Source organism: Oryzibacillus soli, assembly GCF_051594765.1.
GTDB lineage: Bacteria > Bacillota > Bacilli > Paenibacillales > NBRC-103111 > Paenibacillus_AR.
In genome coordinates, this window is record NZ_JBPPGJ010000001.1 from 360,994 (window position 1) to 378,466 (window position 17,473).

Below are 17,473 nucleotides of genomic sequence, written 5' to 3' on the forward strand. Positions count from 1 at the left end.
CCCTTACAGCCCCTGCTTGGCCAGCAGATCCCGAACAACCACACTGACCATGATCAGCCCCGCCACTGGCGGCACAAACGCGTTGCTCGCCGGCGGATTCTGGGCCTTGCGGATCTCCGGCGCATTCTCCGGCACGATCTTCTGGGTCACGTCCTCCCGCGGCCGCATCGGCTCCTCCGTGGAGAAGACCACCTTGACTCCCTTCGTAATGCCGTCCTTGCGCAGCCGCTGCCGGACCACCCGGGCAATGGGGTCCATGCTGGTCTTGGAGATGTCGGCCACCTGGAAGCGGGACGGATCCATTTTGTTAGCGGCGCCCATGCTGGAGATGACGGGGATCTTGCGGGACAGGCACTGCTTGATCAGGTGGATCTTGTACTCGATGGTATCCGATGCGTCCAGCACGTAGTCGAGCGGGTACTTGAAGAGCTCCTCGTAGGTCTCCTCCGTATAGAACATCCTGAGCGCTACCGCGTCGCATTCCGGATTGATGTCGGCGATCCGCTGCTTCATAAGCTCCGCCTTGGGCTGGCCCACAGTGGACAAGAGCGCGTGTATCTGCCGGTTAATATTCGTGATGTCGACGACGTCCTTGTCGATCATGATGATTCGTCCCACACCGGACCGGGCCAAGGCTTCCGCCGCGATGGAGCCGACGCCGCCTATCCCCAGCACCGCCACCGTACTGTTCTTCATCACCTGTAGCCCCTCCGGGCCCAGTGCCAGTTCCGTTCTCGAAAATTGGTTCAACATACCGCTGCAATACCTCCTGTAATCCCTCGAAAAAGTATTGGAAGGATGGAAAGGGAGCCCAGGGCTCCCTTATCCTTGTTATTTCTTATTGTTTCCCGGCAGGCTGCTTCAAAGCCACCCGGATGGACAAATCGTCCAGCTGATGATCGTCTACGGGACTCGGAGCGTCCATCAGGAGATCCGTTGCGCTGGCCGTCTTCGGGAAGGCGATGATCTCCCGGAGGTTGTTGCGTGCGGCGATCAGCATCACCAGACGGTCGAAGCCGAAGGCGAAGCCGCCGTGGGGAGGAGTGCCGTATTCGAAGGCGTCCATTAGGTAGCCGAACTTCTCTCGTGCCAGCTCCGGGCTGAAGCCCAGGGCCGCGAACATCTTCTCCTGCACGTCGCGCTTGTAGATACGCATCGAGCCGCCGCCGACTTCGTAGCCGTTCAGCACCAGGTCATAGGCCTGTGCCCGGATTTGGCCCGGATCGGTGTCGAAATAGGCCAGGTCCTCATCCTTCGGACGGGTGAACGGATGATGCTCCGCCACGTAGCGCTTCGCATCCTCGTCGTAGCTCAAGAGCGGGAAGTCCACGACCCACAGGAACTTGAACTCGCTCTCATTGATGAGACCCAGGTCCTTGCCGATCTTCAGTCGCAGGTTGCCCAGAACATCGTGAACCACCTTGGCCTTGTCGGCGGAGAAGATGAGCACGTCTCCCTCTTGAGCGTCCAGGCGCTCGGTCAGGGCGGCAATCTCCTGCTCGTTGAAGAACTTGACGATGGGGCCTTTCCACTCGCCGTCCTTGATCTGAATCCAGGCCAATCCCTTGCCGCCATAGCGGGAGGCGAACGGAGTCAGATCGTCCAGCTCCTTGCGGCTCCAGCTGGCGCAGCCCTTGGCGTTCAGAGCCTTGACGATGCCGCCGCCGGCCACGACGGAAGCGAACACCTTCACACCGCTGTTGGCCACGATGTCGGAAACGTCCTTAAGCTCCAGGCCGAAGCGCAGGTCCGGCTTGTCGGAGCCATACTTGCCCATGGCATCGGCATAGGTCAGACGCTGGAACGGACGCGCAAGCTCCGTGCCGGTCGTCTCGCGGAACAGCTTCACCATCAGCTCCTCCAGCATGTCGAGCAGCTGGTCGCGGTCCAGGAAGGAGGTCTCGATGTCCACCTGGGTGAACTCCGGCTGGCGGTCCGCACGCAGGTCCTCATCCCGGAAGCAGCGGGCGATCTGGAAGTAGCGCTCCAGGCCGCTCACCATCAGGAGCTGCTTGTAGATCTGCGGCGATTGCGGCAGGGCGAAGAATTCACCCGGATGCACCCGGCTCGGCACCAGATAGTCGCGCGCGCCTTCCGGCGAGCTCTTGGTCAGGATCGGGGTTTCAACCTCCACGAAGCCGTTCTCGTCCAGATAATCACGGAAAATCTTGGCCGTCTTGGAGCGGAGCATCAGAGAGCGCTGCATCTCCGGACGGCGAAGGTCCAGATAGCGGTACTTCAAGCGGACGGATTCATCCACCTCCACACCGTCTTCAATGAAGAACGGAGGCGTCTTGGCCGCGTTCATGATCTCGATCTCCGTCACCCGGATCTCGATGTCGCCCGTGACCAGGTTCGGGTTCTTGGTATCCTCGCTGCGCTCCACCACTTTGCCGCGAACCGCAAGCACGTACTCGCTCCGGGCCCGGTCGGCTATGGCAAGAGCTTCTCCGGAGAAGTCTGGGTTGAATACGACCTGGACGATACCGCTGCGGTCACGCAGATCGATGAAGAGGACGCCGCCAAGGTCGCGGCGGCGCTGCACCCAGCCGTTCAGAGTAACGGTCGTGCCGACGTCGGCCTTGCTGAGCTGGCCGCATTGATGGGTTTTGAGCATGGACATGGGAATGGATTCCTCCGATTTCGATATGATTAATGAGTGGTTAACCAACTGGTGAATTCACTTAACGGAACCTTGGTCTGCTCGCCGGTGGACATCCGCTTCACAGAGATCTCTCCGGCTGCCAGCTCGTCATCGCCGAGGATGGCGACGTACTTGGCGTTGAAGCGGTCGGCGGATTTCATCTGGGCCTTCATCTTCCGGCCCAAGTAATCCTTCTCGGCTACGATGCCGGCCAGACGCAGCTGATACAGAAGCTTCGTCACTTCCCGCTCCGCCGCTTCGCCCATGCCGACCAGATAAGCGGCAAGCTCCGCTTCCTGCGGGATCGCCACCCCTTGGGCCTCCAGCACCAGTACGGTCCGCTCGAGACCGATGCCGAAGCCGATGCCCGGCTGGTCGTTGCCCCCGATCTGGCCGACCAGGCCGTTATAACGGCCGCCGCCGCCGATGGTGTCGATGGCTCCGATGCCCTCCGCCTTGTACTCGAAGGCGGTGTGGGTGTAATAATCCAGGCCCCGCACCAATCTCGGATTGATGCTGAACGGAATGCCCATGCCGGTCAGATGGCTCTGGACGGCGGCGAAGTGGCTGCTGCATTCCTCGTCCAGGAACTCCAGCAGCTCCGGAGCACCGGCAAAATGATGCTGGTCCACCTTGCAATCCAGAACCCGCAAGGGGTTGCGCTCCATCCGCGATTGGCAGTCCTTGCACAGCACGTCCCGCTTGGGCTCGAGGAAGGCCAACAGCGACTCCCGGTAAGCTGCCCGGCTGGCCGGGTTGCCTACGGAATTGATCTCCACCCGTACGCCCTGAATCCCCAGCTCCGTGTAGATGGTGTAGCCCAGCGCGATGACCTCGGCGTCGATGGCCGGGTCCGTCGCCCCGAAGGCTTCCACACCGAACTGGTGGAACTGCCGGTAACGCCCCGCCTGCGGCTGCTCATAGCGGAACATCGGACCGGTGTAATAGAGCTTGCAGACCTCCGGCTCGGCATACAGCTTGTTCTCCACGTAAGCGCGGACCACTCCGGCGGTTCCCTCCGGACGCAGGGAAATGCTGCGTTTGCCCTTGTCCAGGAAGGTATACATCTCCTTCTCCACGATGTCGGTCGTCTCGCCTACCCCGCGTTGGAACAGCTCCGTATGCTCGAAGATGGGGGTCCGGATCTCCTTATAGTGGAACCTGCGGCATACATCCCTGGCGGTCTTCTCGATATACTGCCAAGTCTCAACCGTACCCGGCAGGAAATCCTGGGTGCCCTTGGGCTTCTGAATACTCACGCTCGTCATCCTTTCCTTCGGTCGAAATAAAAAAATCTCCCGCCTCTGGCCACATGTGCCAGGGACGAGAGATTGGATCACCAATTTCCCGCGGTACCACCCGCAATTCGGAATCTACCCGTCCGGACGGTTACAGCCGCGCCGACGGAGGGGAAGAATCCGCTCTTCATACGGTTAACGCCCGCCATACGCAACGCCGTTACTGCTCGCCCGAACCGCAGATGCGGTCCCTCGGGTTCACGGGTTGTTCTCAGGGAGGTCTTTCCTTCGTCGCTTAACAGGAAGCTTCCAGCCTGGGCTTCCCTCTCTGAAGTTAAGTGTGACGAGTACTTTATCCCTTCAACGAATCACAGAAATATAGAACCTAATTTATACTAAATTTTAATCAACGTGTCGGATAAAGTCAAGTGGTCATCGGCAGCGCCCGCAAAAAAGAAAGAAACCCACGCCGGAAGCGCAGGTTTTAAGAGAAAATATATTTTAAAAAGGGGGTCGAGATTTATTATAGGAAATCAATGTTAAAAGAAGATAAAAACAACGTTACAGTTCCATTACAAAATATAAAACGCTTTATTCTTCTCAAGAAAGCTAGTCTATTCTGATCGGCCAAGCATATATATGGTATCGCAAGGCTGAGATGACCTTGCTAATCGAGCGGCGGAGGGAATGGAATATGACAGAGGAAACCCGTGTTACGGAAGCTCTGGATCAAGTTCAGGAGGAAGTTGTGGGTTTGGTGGATGAGGCGGAGACTTCGGCGGAGGAAATCGAAGAATCGGAGGCAGCGCCCGTAGCGGAGGAAGCCGCCGAGCCGGACGAGCTCGAGGAAGGCGTCGAGTACCCCGACGATGAAGAGGAAGCCGAAGAGCCGGCTGAAGAGGATGACTCCGATGCAACGGATGAGGACGAGGAGCCCGAAGAGGATCTCCCCGCTGAAGAGGAAGAGGAGCTTGAAGAAGAGCCGGTTGAGGAGGACGAATCGGATATCGATCTCGATCCGGACGAGGAAGCCGACCCGGATGAGGCGGAAGAGCCGGTCGAAGAGGATGACGGCGAGGAAGCCGGCAGCTCCGAAGAAGCATAAGGACGACGGGAACCGCTTAAGCCCCACACCTGCCTGACGCCATCTCCGGCATCCTGGATTCCTCATGCGGAACCACCCCTCTTTCACCATATAGCCTATAACACACAAAAGCCATCCTTACGGGGAGTCCAGATCCCCATAAGAATGGCTTTTTGGATTGCATCCGACGCCCCGGCGGGTGGCAGGAGGTCAGAAGTGCTTCAGGGCAATGCCTAGAAGCGGACGTTGACCAGCCCTTCCGTCAAGTCCTTGATCAAGAGGTACGCTTCCCCGTTCGTCAAAGACTGCTTGTTGGCGATCAGCTTGACGGTCTCCGGTTTCAAGAGCCGCTTGGCGGTCAGCTCCTGCTCCGCCTGCTCCGGCTTCACCGTTAACCCGCTGGCACGGGCCATGGAGTAGGCGGCCTGCTGAAGGGTCAACGGCGAAGTCTTGGCCTGTTCCTCCGTCATGCCGGCGATGGCATTGGTCGCATCCCCCTTGAAGGACTGGGCATACATCCGCTTGGCCCCTCTCAGATGATTGACGAAGCGCTGCGGGTTGCTTGGCTTGTTCAGCTCTTCATCCTTAAAATACAGATTGCCGTAAGAGCCGTTGACCAATCCCATATAAACGGCGGCCTTCAGGCCCGGATACGCCTTGTGGTTCATGTAGGAATGGACTTTGGGCGTATAGGGCTTCAAGTCCATCCCCTGGCCGTTGACCAGGTCCTGCATCTTGGCCACCAAGTCCTTTGACTTCGAGAGCTCCCGGAAGCTGACGTTGTTGTCGATGGCCACCTTGGCTGCAGCGCCGGCGGATTGGGCCACCGCCATGCCAAGCGGGATGACCCGCGCGCTGCCGTGGGGCAGCGTGTCATAGCTGGCGGAGCGGCTCGTTACGAGCAGGCCGTCCACCTTCAGAGGCACCAGGCTGCGGAACGGCACGGCATACTTGTCCGGTACCATGGCCACCGCACCGAAATCTGCCGGACCGGTGGACTGGATGTCCACGGCATAGGATCCGAAGCCGACCCGGTCCCACTGGTCTCTGCTCTCCAGCAGGTCCAGAATCGTCAGGCGGTATTCCCCGTAGATGTGCCGGGTTTCCCGGACATAGAGCTCAGGAGCGGTTCCGTCCAGCTCCAGCTTGTCGAATTCCGGATGCTTGCTCTTGATGAAGGCGAGAATGTGCGGCAGCTCTTTGTTGGCCGTCTCGTACGCTTGCTTCACCGACTCCGGATTGGTCGGATCCACTCCGAACAGCTGCAGGGCGTTGATGAGAATCGTCCCGTTATTTTGCCGTCCGATGTTCAGCCCGCGCATTCTGGCCTTCGCCGGATCCTGGGGCTTATAGTCCTTGATGTCCTTGTAGCCCCATGCCGAATAGACATCCGCCCCTGTGTCCGGGTCATTGTCGTTCTCCATCTTCTTGCGGACTTCCTTCCAAAAGGCATCATCCGCATTCTTCAGGCGGAAGACGGCGGTGACGGCCATAAGGGACTTAGGATCCCCCAGATCCTCCCGCCCTCTGCTGAAGGGCGCGCCCGCAGCGGCAGCAATGTCTGCATCCTGGGTGGCGTCCAGCACGGCCTTGGCCTTGACCAGCCGCTTCTCCCCGTTCTCCAGGGTAATGGTCAGGGCTTCGATCCTCTTGTTGCCGTCCTTCGCCTCTGCGGTAACCGGCTCGATGGCTTGCGTCTTGAGCAGAACCTCGATGTTCTTCTCCTTGGCCACCAGGTTCCGGAACACATTGGCTGCCGTGACCACATCGAAGGAAGTCCCTTCGACCTTGTCATAGAACTCCTGGAAGATCCCCTTGTTCAGCACATTGGGCTTCGGCGCCAGCCAGTCGTAGGTTTCCACGTCGTAATTGTTGTCCAGGGAGTTGAGCCACCCCAGGCTCATCAATCCCCCCAGAATGTCCCGGTTCCGGCCGTCCACCAGAAGCGTCTTGAGCCCGTTCCGTGCGGCGGATACCGCACCGGCCACACCTTCGGGGTCCGTGCCCACCACGATGACGTCGTAGGCCTCCTTCGGCGCCTTGACCGAGTCCACCTTCAGCAGCTCCTGTGCTTCCATCGTCTCGTTGTTCAGGCCTCCGCCGTATTTTTCCTTCCAGTACATGAAGGGACCGCCGATCCCGCCAAGCAGGATGAAGGTTAGAGCCAATATCGTCCATTTGTTCCGCAGCATGAAGTTAAGCACCGTCCTGATTTAAGTTATTCGATCCAGAAGCTGAAGCTTCTTCTCCGTGTATTCCTTATAAGCGTTGTTGTAGACCGAAGGCTCCTTCGGATTGGGGAACCTCTCGATGGCCCCATCCGGGCCGATGATCTTGCTCACGGCGCCGCAGCCCAGCCCGATGATGGTCTGGCGTTCCTCCATCATGACGATGTTGTACAGACTCTCGAAGCCCGGCAGCGCATAGCCTACGTTCTCCTGGTTGCCTAGAATGTTCTTCTGCCGGTACATATAGTAGGGGTTGTAGCCGTGAGACGCCGTCCATTCGGTCGTCATGCGCATCATGTCCTGGATCTCATCCCGCTCCGCCACCTCGTAGCGGTCCCGGTTCTGCGTCATGCGGGAGGCCCGCTTGAACGACAGCGTATGCACGGTCAAGGATTCGGGCATGAGCCTCTCGGTCTCCCGGAGGGAGAGCTCCAGCTCCCGGATCCCTTCGTTCGGAAGGCCCAGGATCAGGTCCATGTTGATGTTGTTCATGCCGAGCTCCCGGCACAGGAGGAACTTCTCCACTGTTTCCTTCACCGTGTGATGGCGGCCGATGGTGTCGAGCGTCGCTTGAGTGAAGCTCTGGGGATTGATGCTGATCCGGTCCACCTTCCAGCGCTTCATCACCTGGATCTTGTCCACGGTAATCGTGTCTGGACGCCCCGCTTCCACCGTAAGCTCCCGAACCCGGTCCATTCCGGGGATGGAGGCGTGCAGGGTCTCGAACAGGGCATCCATCTGCCCGGCTTCGATGCTGGTCGGGGTGCCGCCGCCCCAGTAGACGGTGGTCAGGCCCAAGCCCGATTCCTTCAGCCATTCGCCGGTCCGGCGGATTTCATGATGAAGCCCTTCCAGGAAGGCTTCCACGGAGCCGTTGTTCCCCCGGATGTCATAAGCCGGGAATGTGCAGTAGGCACACTTCGTCGGGCAGAACGGGATCCCGATATACAGGCTGACCTCCCGGTCCAGGCGGAACAGATCGGGAATTACCTTCAGTTGGAGCTCGCCGATATCGGACAAGAGCCGGACCTTCTCCTCGGACAGCAGATACTCGTCCCGGAGCATCTGACGGCAGACGTCCATCGGCTCCTGCATCATCATATTGTGCAGCAGCTTCATGGGACGGACGCCGGTCAGGATTCCCCAGGGCTGCTCCATGCCAGTCCACTCCTGGAGCGCTTGCAGAAGCGCGGCGCCCAGCGTTCTCTTGCGCTGTCTTCGCCGCTCCTCTTCCGAGCCGCCGGGCAAGGGGCGCGTCTCCTGCTTATGGGCAGCCGCCTCCCCATTCGCCAGGCTTAGTCTAACCTGAGCGGTAACCTGCGGCGGGCTTCCGTGCTCGGTCAGCTCCGCCCGGATCAACAGCTCCGCCGCGGCGGCGTCCCCGGACTCTCCGTCCGGACGGTCCGCCCATTCGACCTCTTCGAAGAAGAGCTTGCATATATGGAATATTTCATTCTCGAAATCGTGGAATCCGGCACGCATCAGCGCGATTTTCAACAGGACGGCACCTCCTTGGCCATGGTCTGGGCATTCTAGCTATTCAGGCAATCTCTCTAAGTGTATCACAGGCCTTAGCGGAAGAAAACGCCGCCACAGATAATCCCCCAACGACAAAAGGGCCTCATCGGCCCTATACGCTCACCTAATCTATGAGATCTGCTGCGCAATCCTACCGTCCCGGCTTCCAAACCCAGGGATTCGGCACCGCCCGCTCCATAGCCGTCCAAGCTCCGGTTCCTCCGGGCTGGGCGTCGGCCGCATGCAGGAAGAGCGATTCTCGAAGTCCGCAGGTCGGTTCGGTCTGCATGTGAAGCTGGGCCGATTCCTTCGGCGATTGTCTCATGATGGCTCTTATCCCCTATCGTAACGGATCGGTTCGGCAGGAATGCCGCCGTTATCAGTTTTGCCCGAATAGGAGAAAACATACCGTTCCCTGGGACGAAAAAAGACCTGATGCTCCGGATCCGGATCAGGTCTTCTTCAAAGCTTAGGTCTCTACAATCAAGGTTACCGGTCCGTCATTCACCAGGGCCACGTCCATCATGGCACCGAAGACACCGGTCTCCACTCGCAGTCCTTGCTCCCGAAGGTGGTCATTGAAGCGGTCATACAGCGGCTCCGCCTGTTCGGGCCGGGCGGCCGCCATGAAGTTGGGGCGCCTTCCCTTCCGGCAGTCGCCATACAGGGTGAACTGGGAGACCGATAGAACCGCGCCTCCCGTCTCCAGGACCGACAGATTCATCTTGCCCTGGCCGTCCTCGAAAATCCGCAGCCCCGCCACCTTCTCCGCGGCGAACTTCACATCCTGCTCGGTATCCTCATGGGTCAGACCGACCAACAGCATCAAGCCGGGGCCGATGGCCCCGACCACTTGTCCGTCTACAGTGACGGACGCTTCCTTGCAGCGCTGTACGACGATTCTCACGGATGTCACTTCCATCAAGAGTAGATTGGATTCGGGAATCTCTAGCTTTGCATGATGCGCTGGACGGAATAGACGTCCTTCAGCCGCTTGATCTTATCCACCACCGATTGCAGGTGGTCGATATTGCGGATCAGGATGGTCATCTGGATCAGCGCCATCTTGTTCTTATCCGAACGGCCCGAAACGGCCGAGATGATCGTCTTGCTCTCCGAGACGACCTGGAGCACCTCATTCAAGAGGCCTCGGCGGTCGTGGCCATGGATCTCGATATCCACGCTGTAGTTGGCCTCCACGGAATCCACCCATTCGACCTCGATAACCCGGTTCCCTTCATCGCCTTCTCCGCCTGGAATATTGGCACAGTCGGACCGGTGCACCGACACCCCGCGTCCCCGGGTAATATAGCCGATGATGCTGTCACCCGGTACCGGATTGCAGCAGCGGGCGAACCGGACCAGCACGTTATCCACGCCGATGACGCGGACTCCGTGAGTCGGACGGCTCTTCTTCTCGGGAACCGTCTTCACTTCCTTGGCCGCTTCCTCCAGCTGGCGCTGGGTCTCCTCCTGCTCCTTCTCCTTGCGGAGCTTCTCCGTCAGGCGGGTGCAGATCTGGGCGGCCGTGATTCCGCCGAAGCCGACGGCGGACATCATGTCGTCAATGTCATGGAAGTTGAACTTGCCCGCAACCTCCAACAGCTTGTCATCCAGCATGACCTGGGACGGCTCGAAGCCGATGCGGCGGATCTCCCGCTCCACGGCCTCCCGGCCCTTCTCCACATTTTCCTCCCGCTTCTCCTTCTTGAAGAACTGCTTGATCTTAGCCTTCGTATGGGAGGATTGGGCGATCTTCAGCCAGTCCTGGCTCGGCCCGTAGGAATGCTTCGAGGTCAGAATCTCCACGATGTCCCCGGTCTTCAAGCGGTGGTCCAGAGGCACGATCCGGCCGTTGACCTTGGAGCCGATGGTCCGGTTCCCTACCTCCGTATGGATCCGGTAGGCGAAGTCCAGGGGCACGGACCCGGCGGGCAGCTCGATGACCTCCCCCTTCGGGGTGAAGACGAACACCAGGTCGGAGAAGAAGTCCACCTTCAGCGACTCCATGAACTCCGATGCATCCCGCGCTTCCTTCTGAAGCTCCAGAATATCCGAGAACAGATTGACCTTCCCCGTTCCGCCGAAGTTGGCGTGTACGGGCTGGGTGTTGCCGTCCTTATAAGCCCAGTGGGCGGCGATACCGAACTCCGCCGTGCGGTGCATATCCCAGGTGCGGATCTGGACCTCCAAGGGCTCCCCGTTGGGGCCGATGACCGTCGTATGGAGCGACTGATACATGTTGGCCTTCGGCATGGCGATATAGTCCTTGAAGCGGCCGGGCATCGGCTTGTAGAGCGTATGGATGATGCCAAGTACGGCGTAGCAATCCTTGATGTTGTCCACGATGACCCGCAGCGCCAAGAGATCGTAGATCTCGCTGAACTGCTTGTTCTTCGTAGCCATCTTATTATAGATGCTGTAGATGTGCTTCGGTCTTCCGGAGATGTCCCCCTCGATGCCCATCTCGCCGATCTTCTCCTTGATCCTCCGGATCACGTCGGCGATGTACTGCTCCCGCTCCGCCCGCTTCTTCTGCATGAGATTCACGATGCGGTAGTACTGCTGAGGGTTCAGATAACGGAGGGCGATATCCTCCATCTCCCACTTAATGGCCGAGATCCCGAGGCGGTGGGCGATGGGGCAGAAGATCTCCAGCGTCTCGTCGGCGATCCGGCGCTGGCTCTCCTCCGACTGGTACTTCAAGGTCCGCATGTTGTGCAGGCGGTCCGCCAGTTTTATGAGAATGACGCGGATATCCTGGGCCATGGCCACGAACATCTTGCGGTAATTCTCGTTCTGCTGCTCTTCCTTGGTCTTGAACTTGATCCGCTCCAGCTTCGTCAGACCGTCGACCAGCATGGCGCACGTATGCCCGAACTGCTGCTCCACGGCTTCCAGGGACACGGTGGTATCCTCCACCACATCATGCAGCAGCGCGGCGATGATGGAGGTGGTGTCCATGTTCATATTGACCAAGATATCGGCGACTGCAAGGGGATGCAGAATGTAAGGCTCTCCCGATTTGCGGAGCTGCCCGAGATGAGCTTGCTCGGCGAAATCGTAGGCCTCTTTGATCCGCTTGAGATCGTTCTCTTTCAGGTACGCGGACGCTTTCTCCAGAAGCTGCTCGATACTCATCGCGAGAAATCCTTTCTAGGTCGATTTTCCGCTCTCGGACCTGTGCCGTACATCCTGATTTGCTTCTCTATATCTACCTGGTTCGGTCTAACCGCCCACAGAATATACATCGATAGAGCTTTTTCTATCCATTATGCCCTTGAAACAGGCTGCACGTCAAGAATCGCGGCGCTTCGCTACGGTGAAATTGTAAAGATTCCGTAATAATATGGATATCCATCGGTTACATTTTCTGATAAGATGATCGATGGAGAAAATTCAGACATCCTGTCGAACTTTACATTCTACCACAAACTAGGGGGTTAATTAACGTGCAGCGTGTTATTCAGGTCGACGAGCGTCCGTCGCTCGCCGAAAGCATTCCACTCTCGCTCCAGCATCTCTTCGCCATGTTCGGAGCCACCGTGCTGGTGCCGTTTCTCTTTGAAGTGAACCCAGCTACGATCCTGCTGATGAACGGTATTGGAACCCTGCTCTACATTCTCATCTGTAAGGGCAAAATTCCGGCTTATCTCGGCTCCAGCTTCGCCTTTCTCTCCCCTGTTGGGCAGGTTATGGGCAAGTACGCCGGCGGTGACGGTTACGCCTACGCGCTCGGAGGCTTTATCGTCGTCGGTTTGATCTTCTGCCTCGTTGCCGTTCTGATCCGTTACGTGGGCACCTCCTGGATCGACGTGGTCTTCCCTCCCGCCGCCATGGGCGCCATCGTAGCGGTTATCGGCCTGGAGCTGGTGCCGGTTGCAGCCGGTCAGGCAGGCTTCCTGCCCGGAGATAAGGGCTATGACTACAACAGCATCACGGTCGCCATCATCACGCTTCTGGTTACGGTGATCGGCTCGGTGGTCTTCCGCGGCTTCATGAAGATCATTCCGATTCTGATCGGCTTCGTCGTCGGTTATCTGGTGGCTTGGCTGGGCTTCGACATGATCAACTTCGACAAAGTCCATGATGCGGCATGGCTGGCCATCCCCGATTTCTATACGCCTAAGTGGAGCTGGACCAGCATCGCCATTATCGCTCCGGCCGCGCTTGTCGTCGTGGCCGAGCATATCGGTCACCTGATCGTGACCAGCAACATCGTCGGCCGGGATCTGAACAAGAACCTGGACCGCTCCCTGCTCGGCAACGGCATCTCCACCGTAATCTCCGGCTTCGTCGGTTCCACGCCGAACACGACCTACGGCGAGAACATCGGCGTTATGGCCATAACGAAGGTTTACTCCGTCTGGGTCGTCGGCGGTGCAGCCGTCTTCGCGGTCCTGCTGTCCTTCTGCGGCAAGCTGGCTGCCGTCATTTCTTCCGTGCCCAATCCGGTCATGGGCGGCGTATCCATCCTCTTGTTCGGCATCATCGCCACCTCCGGTATCCGGATGCTGGTGGAATCGAAGGTGGATTATTCGAAGCCGATCAACCTGATTCTCACCTCCATCGTCTTGGTTATCGGCATCAGCGGCGCCACCTTCACCTGGGGCAACTTCTCCGTCAAAGGGATGGCCCTTGCCACTATCATCGCCATCATCCTGAGCCTCTTCTTCAAGATCCTGGAGAAATTCAAGCTTCTGAACGAATAGATCGCTTCAACCCCCAAAAAAAGCCCCGGAGGACTTCCACAATCGGAAGACCTTCGGGGCTTTCTCCATTAGTAGCTCATTAATGTAAAGACATCGATTCCGCTAAGCTTGTCACGGCCGTTCAAATCCTCCAGCTCGATCAGGAATGCGGCTCCCACCACATCCCCGCCCAGGCGGCGGACCAGATTCACCGAGGTGGAGATGGTTCCCCCCGTTGCCAGCAAATCGTCGGCGATCAGCACCTTCTGTCCCGGCTTGATGGCATCGTCGTGCATGGCCAGCTTATCCTTGCCGTATTCCAGGGCATAGCCCTCTTCGATGGTGCTGCCGGGCAGCTTGCCGCTCTTGCGGATCGGCACGAACCCTACTCCAAGTGCATAGGCAAGAGGCGCACCCACCACGAAGCCCCGGGCCTCCGGTCCGGCGATCAGATCGATCTGCTTCTCCTTGACCATCTCCTTCAAAGCGTCGATGGCGGAGCGGTAGACCTCCCCGTTCTGCAGCAGGGTGGTAATATCCTTAAAGCTGATGCCGGGCTGCGGGAAATCCGGGATGACGCGGATATAATCTTTGTAATTCATGGGTCGGTAGCCTCCGTTTATTGGAAATGTAAGCTTGGCCTGTTCCTTTAACCATCCGAAGCTATCTTACACAAGAGCGCCCCGGTCAATTCCAATGATGTCGAATAAATATAAGATTGCTCGATGACACCCCGGTTCATCTGCTTGCGGTATGCTGCGGATTCTCCCAGCTCCCGCTTGGCCGGCGGACGGACGACCTTCAGCAGGCGGCCCTCACGGCGGACGAAGTGAAGCTCCTCGAATACTTTCATCATAAACCGAACCGATTGCCCTGACAGTCCTGTCCGCTTGGAGAGCGCCGCCCAGATCCTCTCATCGTCCGAAGGGAGTTCCTCCTGCCGGCTGATCAAGGCATACAGGTTCTTAAAGGCATCCCGGTCCGGAAGCGTTCCGGGCGAACCGCCCGGCTCCTCCGCGAACACGGCGTAGATCCGTTCGACCCGGCGAAGAAGTGCCAGCCCCGTCTCCATACATTCCTCATAGGGCGGCAGGGTGAAGATCACCAGATCCTTCAGCTCGTGATAAGCTTCCCTCTCCGCCCGGGGATTCACCGGAAGCAGCCCCGACCCGTTGCACTGCCATACAGGAGCATCCTTCCAGAGAGCGGGCAGGAGATGCTCCTCCCCTTCAGCGAAGATCAGGATACCTGCGTTCTCGGGAAGAGCGGGTGCCTTCCCGCCGCCTGTCACGCGCGTTCCTCTCCAGTCGAATACCTGGGGCCGGGGAATGCGGAAGTCATGGATCATAATCTGGGGTCGCTTCGTTCCGTTCCATTCGTTCACCGACAGCTCTCCCAGCACATCCACCCGGGAGCTGGGAGAGATCCGCTCCGCTGCAGCCCCGCAGCCGAAGCCCACGGCCTCGATGCTGGCGGCCGTCTCTTCTTCTGCTGCCGCCAGAACCAGCTTCAGGTGCTGCTGCTCCTTGCCCATCGTCCGCTTCTCGGAGATGCGCAGGCCCTCGAACAAGAAGCGGGGAGACGGGTTTCCATTGCCGAATGGGGACAGCTTCGTGATCTGCTCCAGACAGGCCAGATTGGCATCCGCCAAAGAGCAGGCCGTATCCGCCGCCATAATCGGAACCAGATCCTCCTCCGTCAGCCATTCTTGGGCCATTCGCTCCAGGCGTTCCTCCAGCTCCCCGATCTTGTCCGCTTGCAGCGAGAGCCCCGCCGCCGCCTGATGGCCGCCGAAGTGGTCCAGCAGGTCGCTCGCGGCCGTCAGCGCGTGGTGGATGTCGTAGCCGGCGATGGACCGTGCAGAGCCTTTGGCCATTCCGGTATCCGGATCGATGGAGAGGACGATGGACGGGCGGTAGTGCTTATCCAGCAGGCGGGAGGCCACAATGCCTACTACCCCCACGTTCCAGCCGGAGCCGGCTACCACCAGCACCCGCTTATCCGGCCGGTTCAGCCCCCTCTCCAAGATGGCGGCGTGGGCTTCCTTCGTCATATCGTCCACCAGCTTCTGGCGCTCCTTGTTCAGGTTGTCCAGGTCGAAGGCCAGATGCTCGGCTTCCTGCTGGTTGTCCGTAGTCAAGAGCTTCACGGCCAGATTGGCGTGCTGCAGGCGGCCGCTGGCATTGATCCGGGGCGCCAGCGCAAAGCCGATGTGGGTCTCATTGACCTCCGTACATTCGATCCCGGCGACGCCGAACAGTGCCTTCAGCCCCAGGCTGGCGGTGTTCCTCATCCGCGAAAGCCCCAGCTTGACGATGACACGGTTCTCGTCCGTCAAGGGCATCAGATCCGCCACGGTACCGATTGCTGCGATCTCCAGCCATTCCAGCGGAGGCTCCCCCAAGAGGGCTTGGGCGAGCTTGAAGGCTACCCCAACGCCGGCCAATTCCTTGAAGGGATAGGGGCAGCCCGGCTGCTTCGGGTTCACGACGGCCGCGGCATCCGGCAGAAGCTCGGGCGGCTCGTGGTGATCCGTTACCACCACATCGAGTCCGAGCTGCCTCGCATATTCGATCTCGTCCCGGGCGCTGATCCCGGTATCCACAGTGACGACCAAGGAAACGCCGCTGGCCTTCGCCTGCTCCAGCGCAGGTCGGTTCAGGCCGTACCCCTCTAGGACCCGGTGTGGGATATACGTGTCGTAATCCGCACCGAGACGCTCCATCAGCCGGATCATCAGCGTCGTGCTGCTGATCCCGTCTGCGTCATAGTCTCCGTAGATCCGGATCCGCTCGCCCCGCTCCAGCGCCAGCCGGATGCGGGCCACCGCCTCCGGCATCCCCTTCAGCAGCATCGGATCATGGAAGCTCTCCGCACCGCCGTTCAAGAAGCGGTCGGCCGCCTCCACCTCGGTAATTCCGCGAATCACAAGAAGGCGGGCAACCAGCGGATGCAGCTTCAATGCTTGCTCCAGCCGCTCCGCCGCTTCGTCGCCCGCTTGGGATATCTTCCATCTCGCTTTGGCTTCCAGCATTGCTCCACCCCAACCTTTAATGCAGCACTGTCGGCATTTCGTCCTGATCGGGATCCACATTGTTCTTATACGGATAACCCGGATCGTAAGGATTGACGTGCACCAGAACATCCGCCACATGGATAAACCGCTTCATGAGATGCTGCTTGACCGACTTGGCGATCTCGTGTCCTTCGGACACGCTGATTCTGGGATTGACGCTGATCTTCACATCCACAATCACGTAATGCCCGTGCTCCCTGGCTCGCAGGCCGTCCACCGTAATGACGCCCTTGGTACGCTGGGCGGCCTGAACCAGCTCCGCCGCATCCTCTTCATGAAGCACATGGTCCATCGTGTTATGGACGGATTCCATGATCATCTTATACCCCATCCGCAGCACCAGCACCGAGACGATGAGACCGGCAGCCGGGTCCAAGAGATACAGCTTCGGCTGGTCCAGAGACTTGCCCAGCAGAGCGCCTCCTACGCCAATGGAGGCCGCGATGGAGGAAAGCACGTCGGTCCGGTGATCCCATGCGTTAGCGATCAATGCCGGACTGGACAGCTTCTTCCCCAATTGATAATTATACCGGAACAGCACTTCCTTCACGGCGATGGAAATACCCAGAGCGATCAAGGCAATCCAATTGGGCGGCTCCGCCACGCCGCTGCGAAGCGTGTCGAAAGCCGACCGGCCGATCTCGAAGCCGATGATGATCATCAGCACGGAGACGACGATGGCTGCAATGGTCTCCGCCTTGCCGTGTCCGTAAGGATGATCCTCATCCGCCGGACGTTTGGCGGCCTTGATGCCTACCAGCACGGCGAAGGAGCCGGCCACGTCGGAGGCGGACGCGACGGCATCGGCCATCAGCGCCTTACTGCCCGACACAAATCCGATGGCGCCCTTGACGCCGGCCAGCGCCAGATTGCCGACGATGCCGAGCCAAGCGGCTTTTTCCGCTTTCCCAAACCGAGAATCCGACATAGTGCCACTCCCTATCGTATCGTCTACAAGCTGTTTAGCTTCTCCATATTGGAGCAAAAACCGCGG

General features: G+C 59.0%; 13 protein-coding genes. 2 read left to right on the forward strand and 11 right to left on the reverse strand.

Annotated features, from left to right (window positions below):
• Positions 1-3: 3 nt before the first annotated feature.
• The 3 genes from ACSEXW_RS01290 to hisS form a co-directional block, all read right to left on the reverse strand.
• The gene (locus ACSEXW_RS01290) at positions 4-753 is read right to left on the reverse strand and encodes a tRNA threonylcarbamoyladenosine dehydratase (protein WP_438444272.1); all 750 of its coding nucleotides are present in this window, start codon (positions 751-753) and stop codon (positions 4-6) included.
• Between the two features lie 85 nt (positions 754-838).
• Complete coding sequence (gene aspS, locus ACSEXW_RS01295) at positions 839-2,617, reverse strand: aspartate--tRNA ligase (RefSeq protein ID WP_438444415.1); 1,779 nt, start codon at positions 2,615-2,617, stop codon at positions 839-841.
• A gap of 35 nt (positions 2,618-2,652) precedes the next feature.
• Entirely contained in the window at positions 2,653-3,903 is a 1,251-nt protein-coding gene (gene hisS, locus ACSEXW_RS01300) for a histidine--tRNA ligase (RefSeq protein ID WP_438444273.1), read from the reverse strand.
• 673 nt (positions 3,904-4,576) lie between these two features.
• Here hisS and ACSEXW_RS01305 point away from each other — a divergent pair.
• On the forward strand, positions 4,577-4,987 hold the full coding sequence (locus tag ACSEXW_RS01305; RefSeq protein ID WP_438444274.1) for a hypothetical protein: 411 nt from the start codon (positions 4,577-4,579) through the stop codon (positions 4,985-4,987).
• A gap of 212 nt (positions 4,988-5,199) precedes the next feature.
• Here ACSEXW_RS01305 and ACSEXW_RS01310 read toward each other — a convergent pair whose 3' ends face one another.
• From ACSEXW_RS01310 to ACSEXW_RS01330, 5 genes are all read right to left on the reverse strand, one after another.
• Positions 5,200-7,158, reverse strand: a complete 1,959-nt coding sequence (locus ACSEXW_RS01310; RefSeq protein WP_438444275.1) for an FAD-dependent oxidoreductase — start codon at positions 7,156-7,158, stop codon at positions 5,200-5,202.
• A 21-nt stretch (positions 7,159-7,179) separates the two neighbouring features.
• Positions 7,180-8,676: a coproporphyrinogen III oxidase gene (locus tag ACSEXW_RS01315; protein ID WP_438444416.1), complete on the reverse strand. Its 1,497-nt coding sequence runs from the start codon at positions 8,674-8,676 to the stop codon at positions 7,180-7,182.
• A 187-nt stretch (positions 8,677-8,863) separates the two neighbouring features.
• Positions 8,864-9,037 carry a hypothetical protein gene (locus tag ACSEXW_RS01320; RefSeq protein ID WP_438444276.1) on the reverse strand — a complete coding sequence of 58 codons (174 nt, stop codon included), beginning with the start codon at positions 9,035-9,037 and terminating at the stop codon, positions 8,864-8,866.
• A gap of 144 nt (positions 9,038-9,181) precedes the next feature.
• Positions 9,182-9,619 carry a D-aminoacyl-tRNA deacylase gene (gene dtd / locus ACSEXW_RS01325; RefSeq protein ID WP_438444277.1) on the reverse strand — a complete coding sequence of 146 codons (438 nt, stop codon included), beginning with the start codon at positions 9,617-9,619 and terminating at the stop codon, positions 9,182-9,184.
• A gap of 41 nt (positions 9,620-9,660) precedes the next feature.
• The gene (locus tag ACSEXW_RS01330; protein ID WP_438444278.1) at positions 9,661-11,853 is read right to left on the reverse strand and encodes a RelA/SpoT family protein; all 2,193 of its coding nucleotides are present in this window, start codon (positions 11,851-11,853) and stop codon (positions 9,661-9,663) included.
• 311 nt (positions 11,854-12,164) lie between these two features.
• Between ACSEXW_RS01330 and uraA the strand changes: the two genes are divergently transcribed.
• A complete protein-coding gene (uraA, locus tag ACSEXW_RS01335; RefSeq protein WP_438444279.1) occupies positions 12,165-13,424 on the forward strand; it encodes a uracil permease in 1,260 nt (419 codons plus the stop codon).
• A 68-nt stretch (positions 13,425-13,492) separates the two neighbouring features.
• Here the strand turns inward: uraA and ACSEXW_RS01340 are convergent, their stop codons facing one another.
• From ACSEXW_RS01340 to ACSEXW_RS01350, 3 genes are read right to left on the reverse strand one after another with little or no spacing between them, the layout of a single operon-like run.
• Positions 13,493-14,005 (reverse strand): adenine phosphoribosyltransferase, encoded by a 513-nt coding sequence (locus tag ACSEXW_RS01340; protein WP_438444280.1) that lies wholly within the window; start codon positions 14,003-14,005, stop codon positions 13,493-13,495.
• 47 nt (positions 14,006-14,052) lie between these two features.
• The gene (recJ, locus tag ACSEXW_RS01345; protein WP_438444281.1) at positions 14,053-16,437 is read right to left on the reverse strand and encodes a single-stranded-DNA-specific exonuclease RecJ; all 2,385 of its coding nucleotides are present in this window, start codon (positions 16,435-16,437) and stop codon (positions 14,053-14,055) included.
• Between the two features lie 16 nt (positions 16,438-16,453).
• Complete coding sequence (locus ACSEXW_RS01350) at positions 16,454-17,407, reverse strand: cation diffusion facilitator family transporter (protein WP_438444282.1); 954 nt, start codon at positions 17,405-17,407, stop codon at positions 16,454-16,456.
• Positions 17,408-17,473 lie beyond the last annotated feature (66 nt).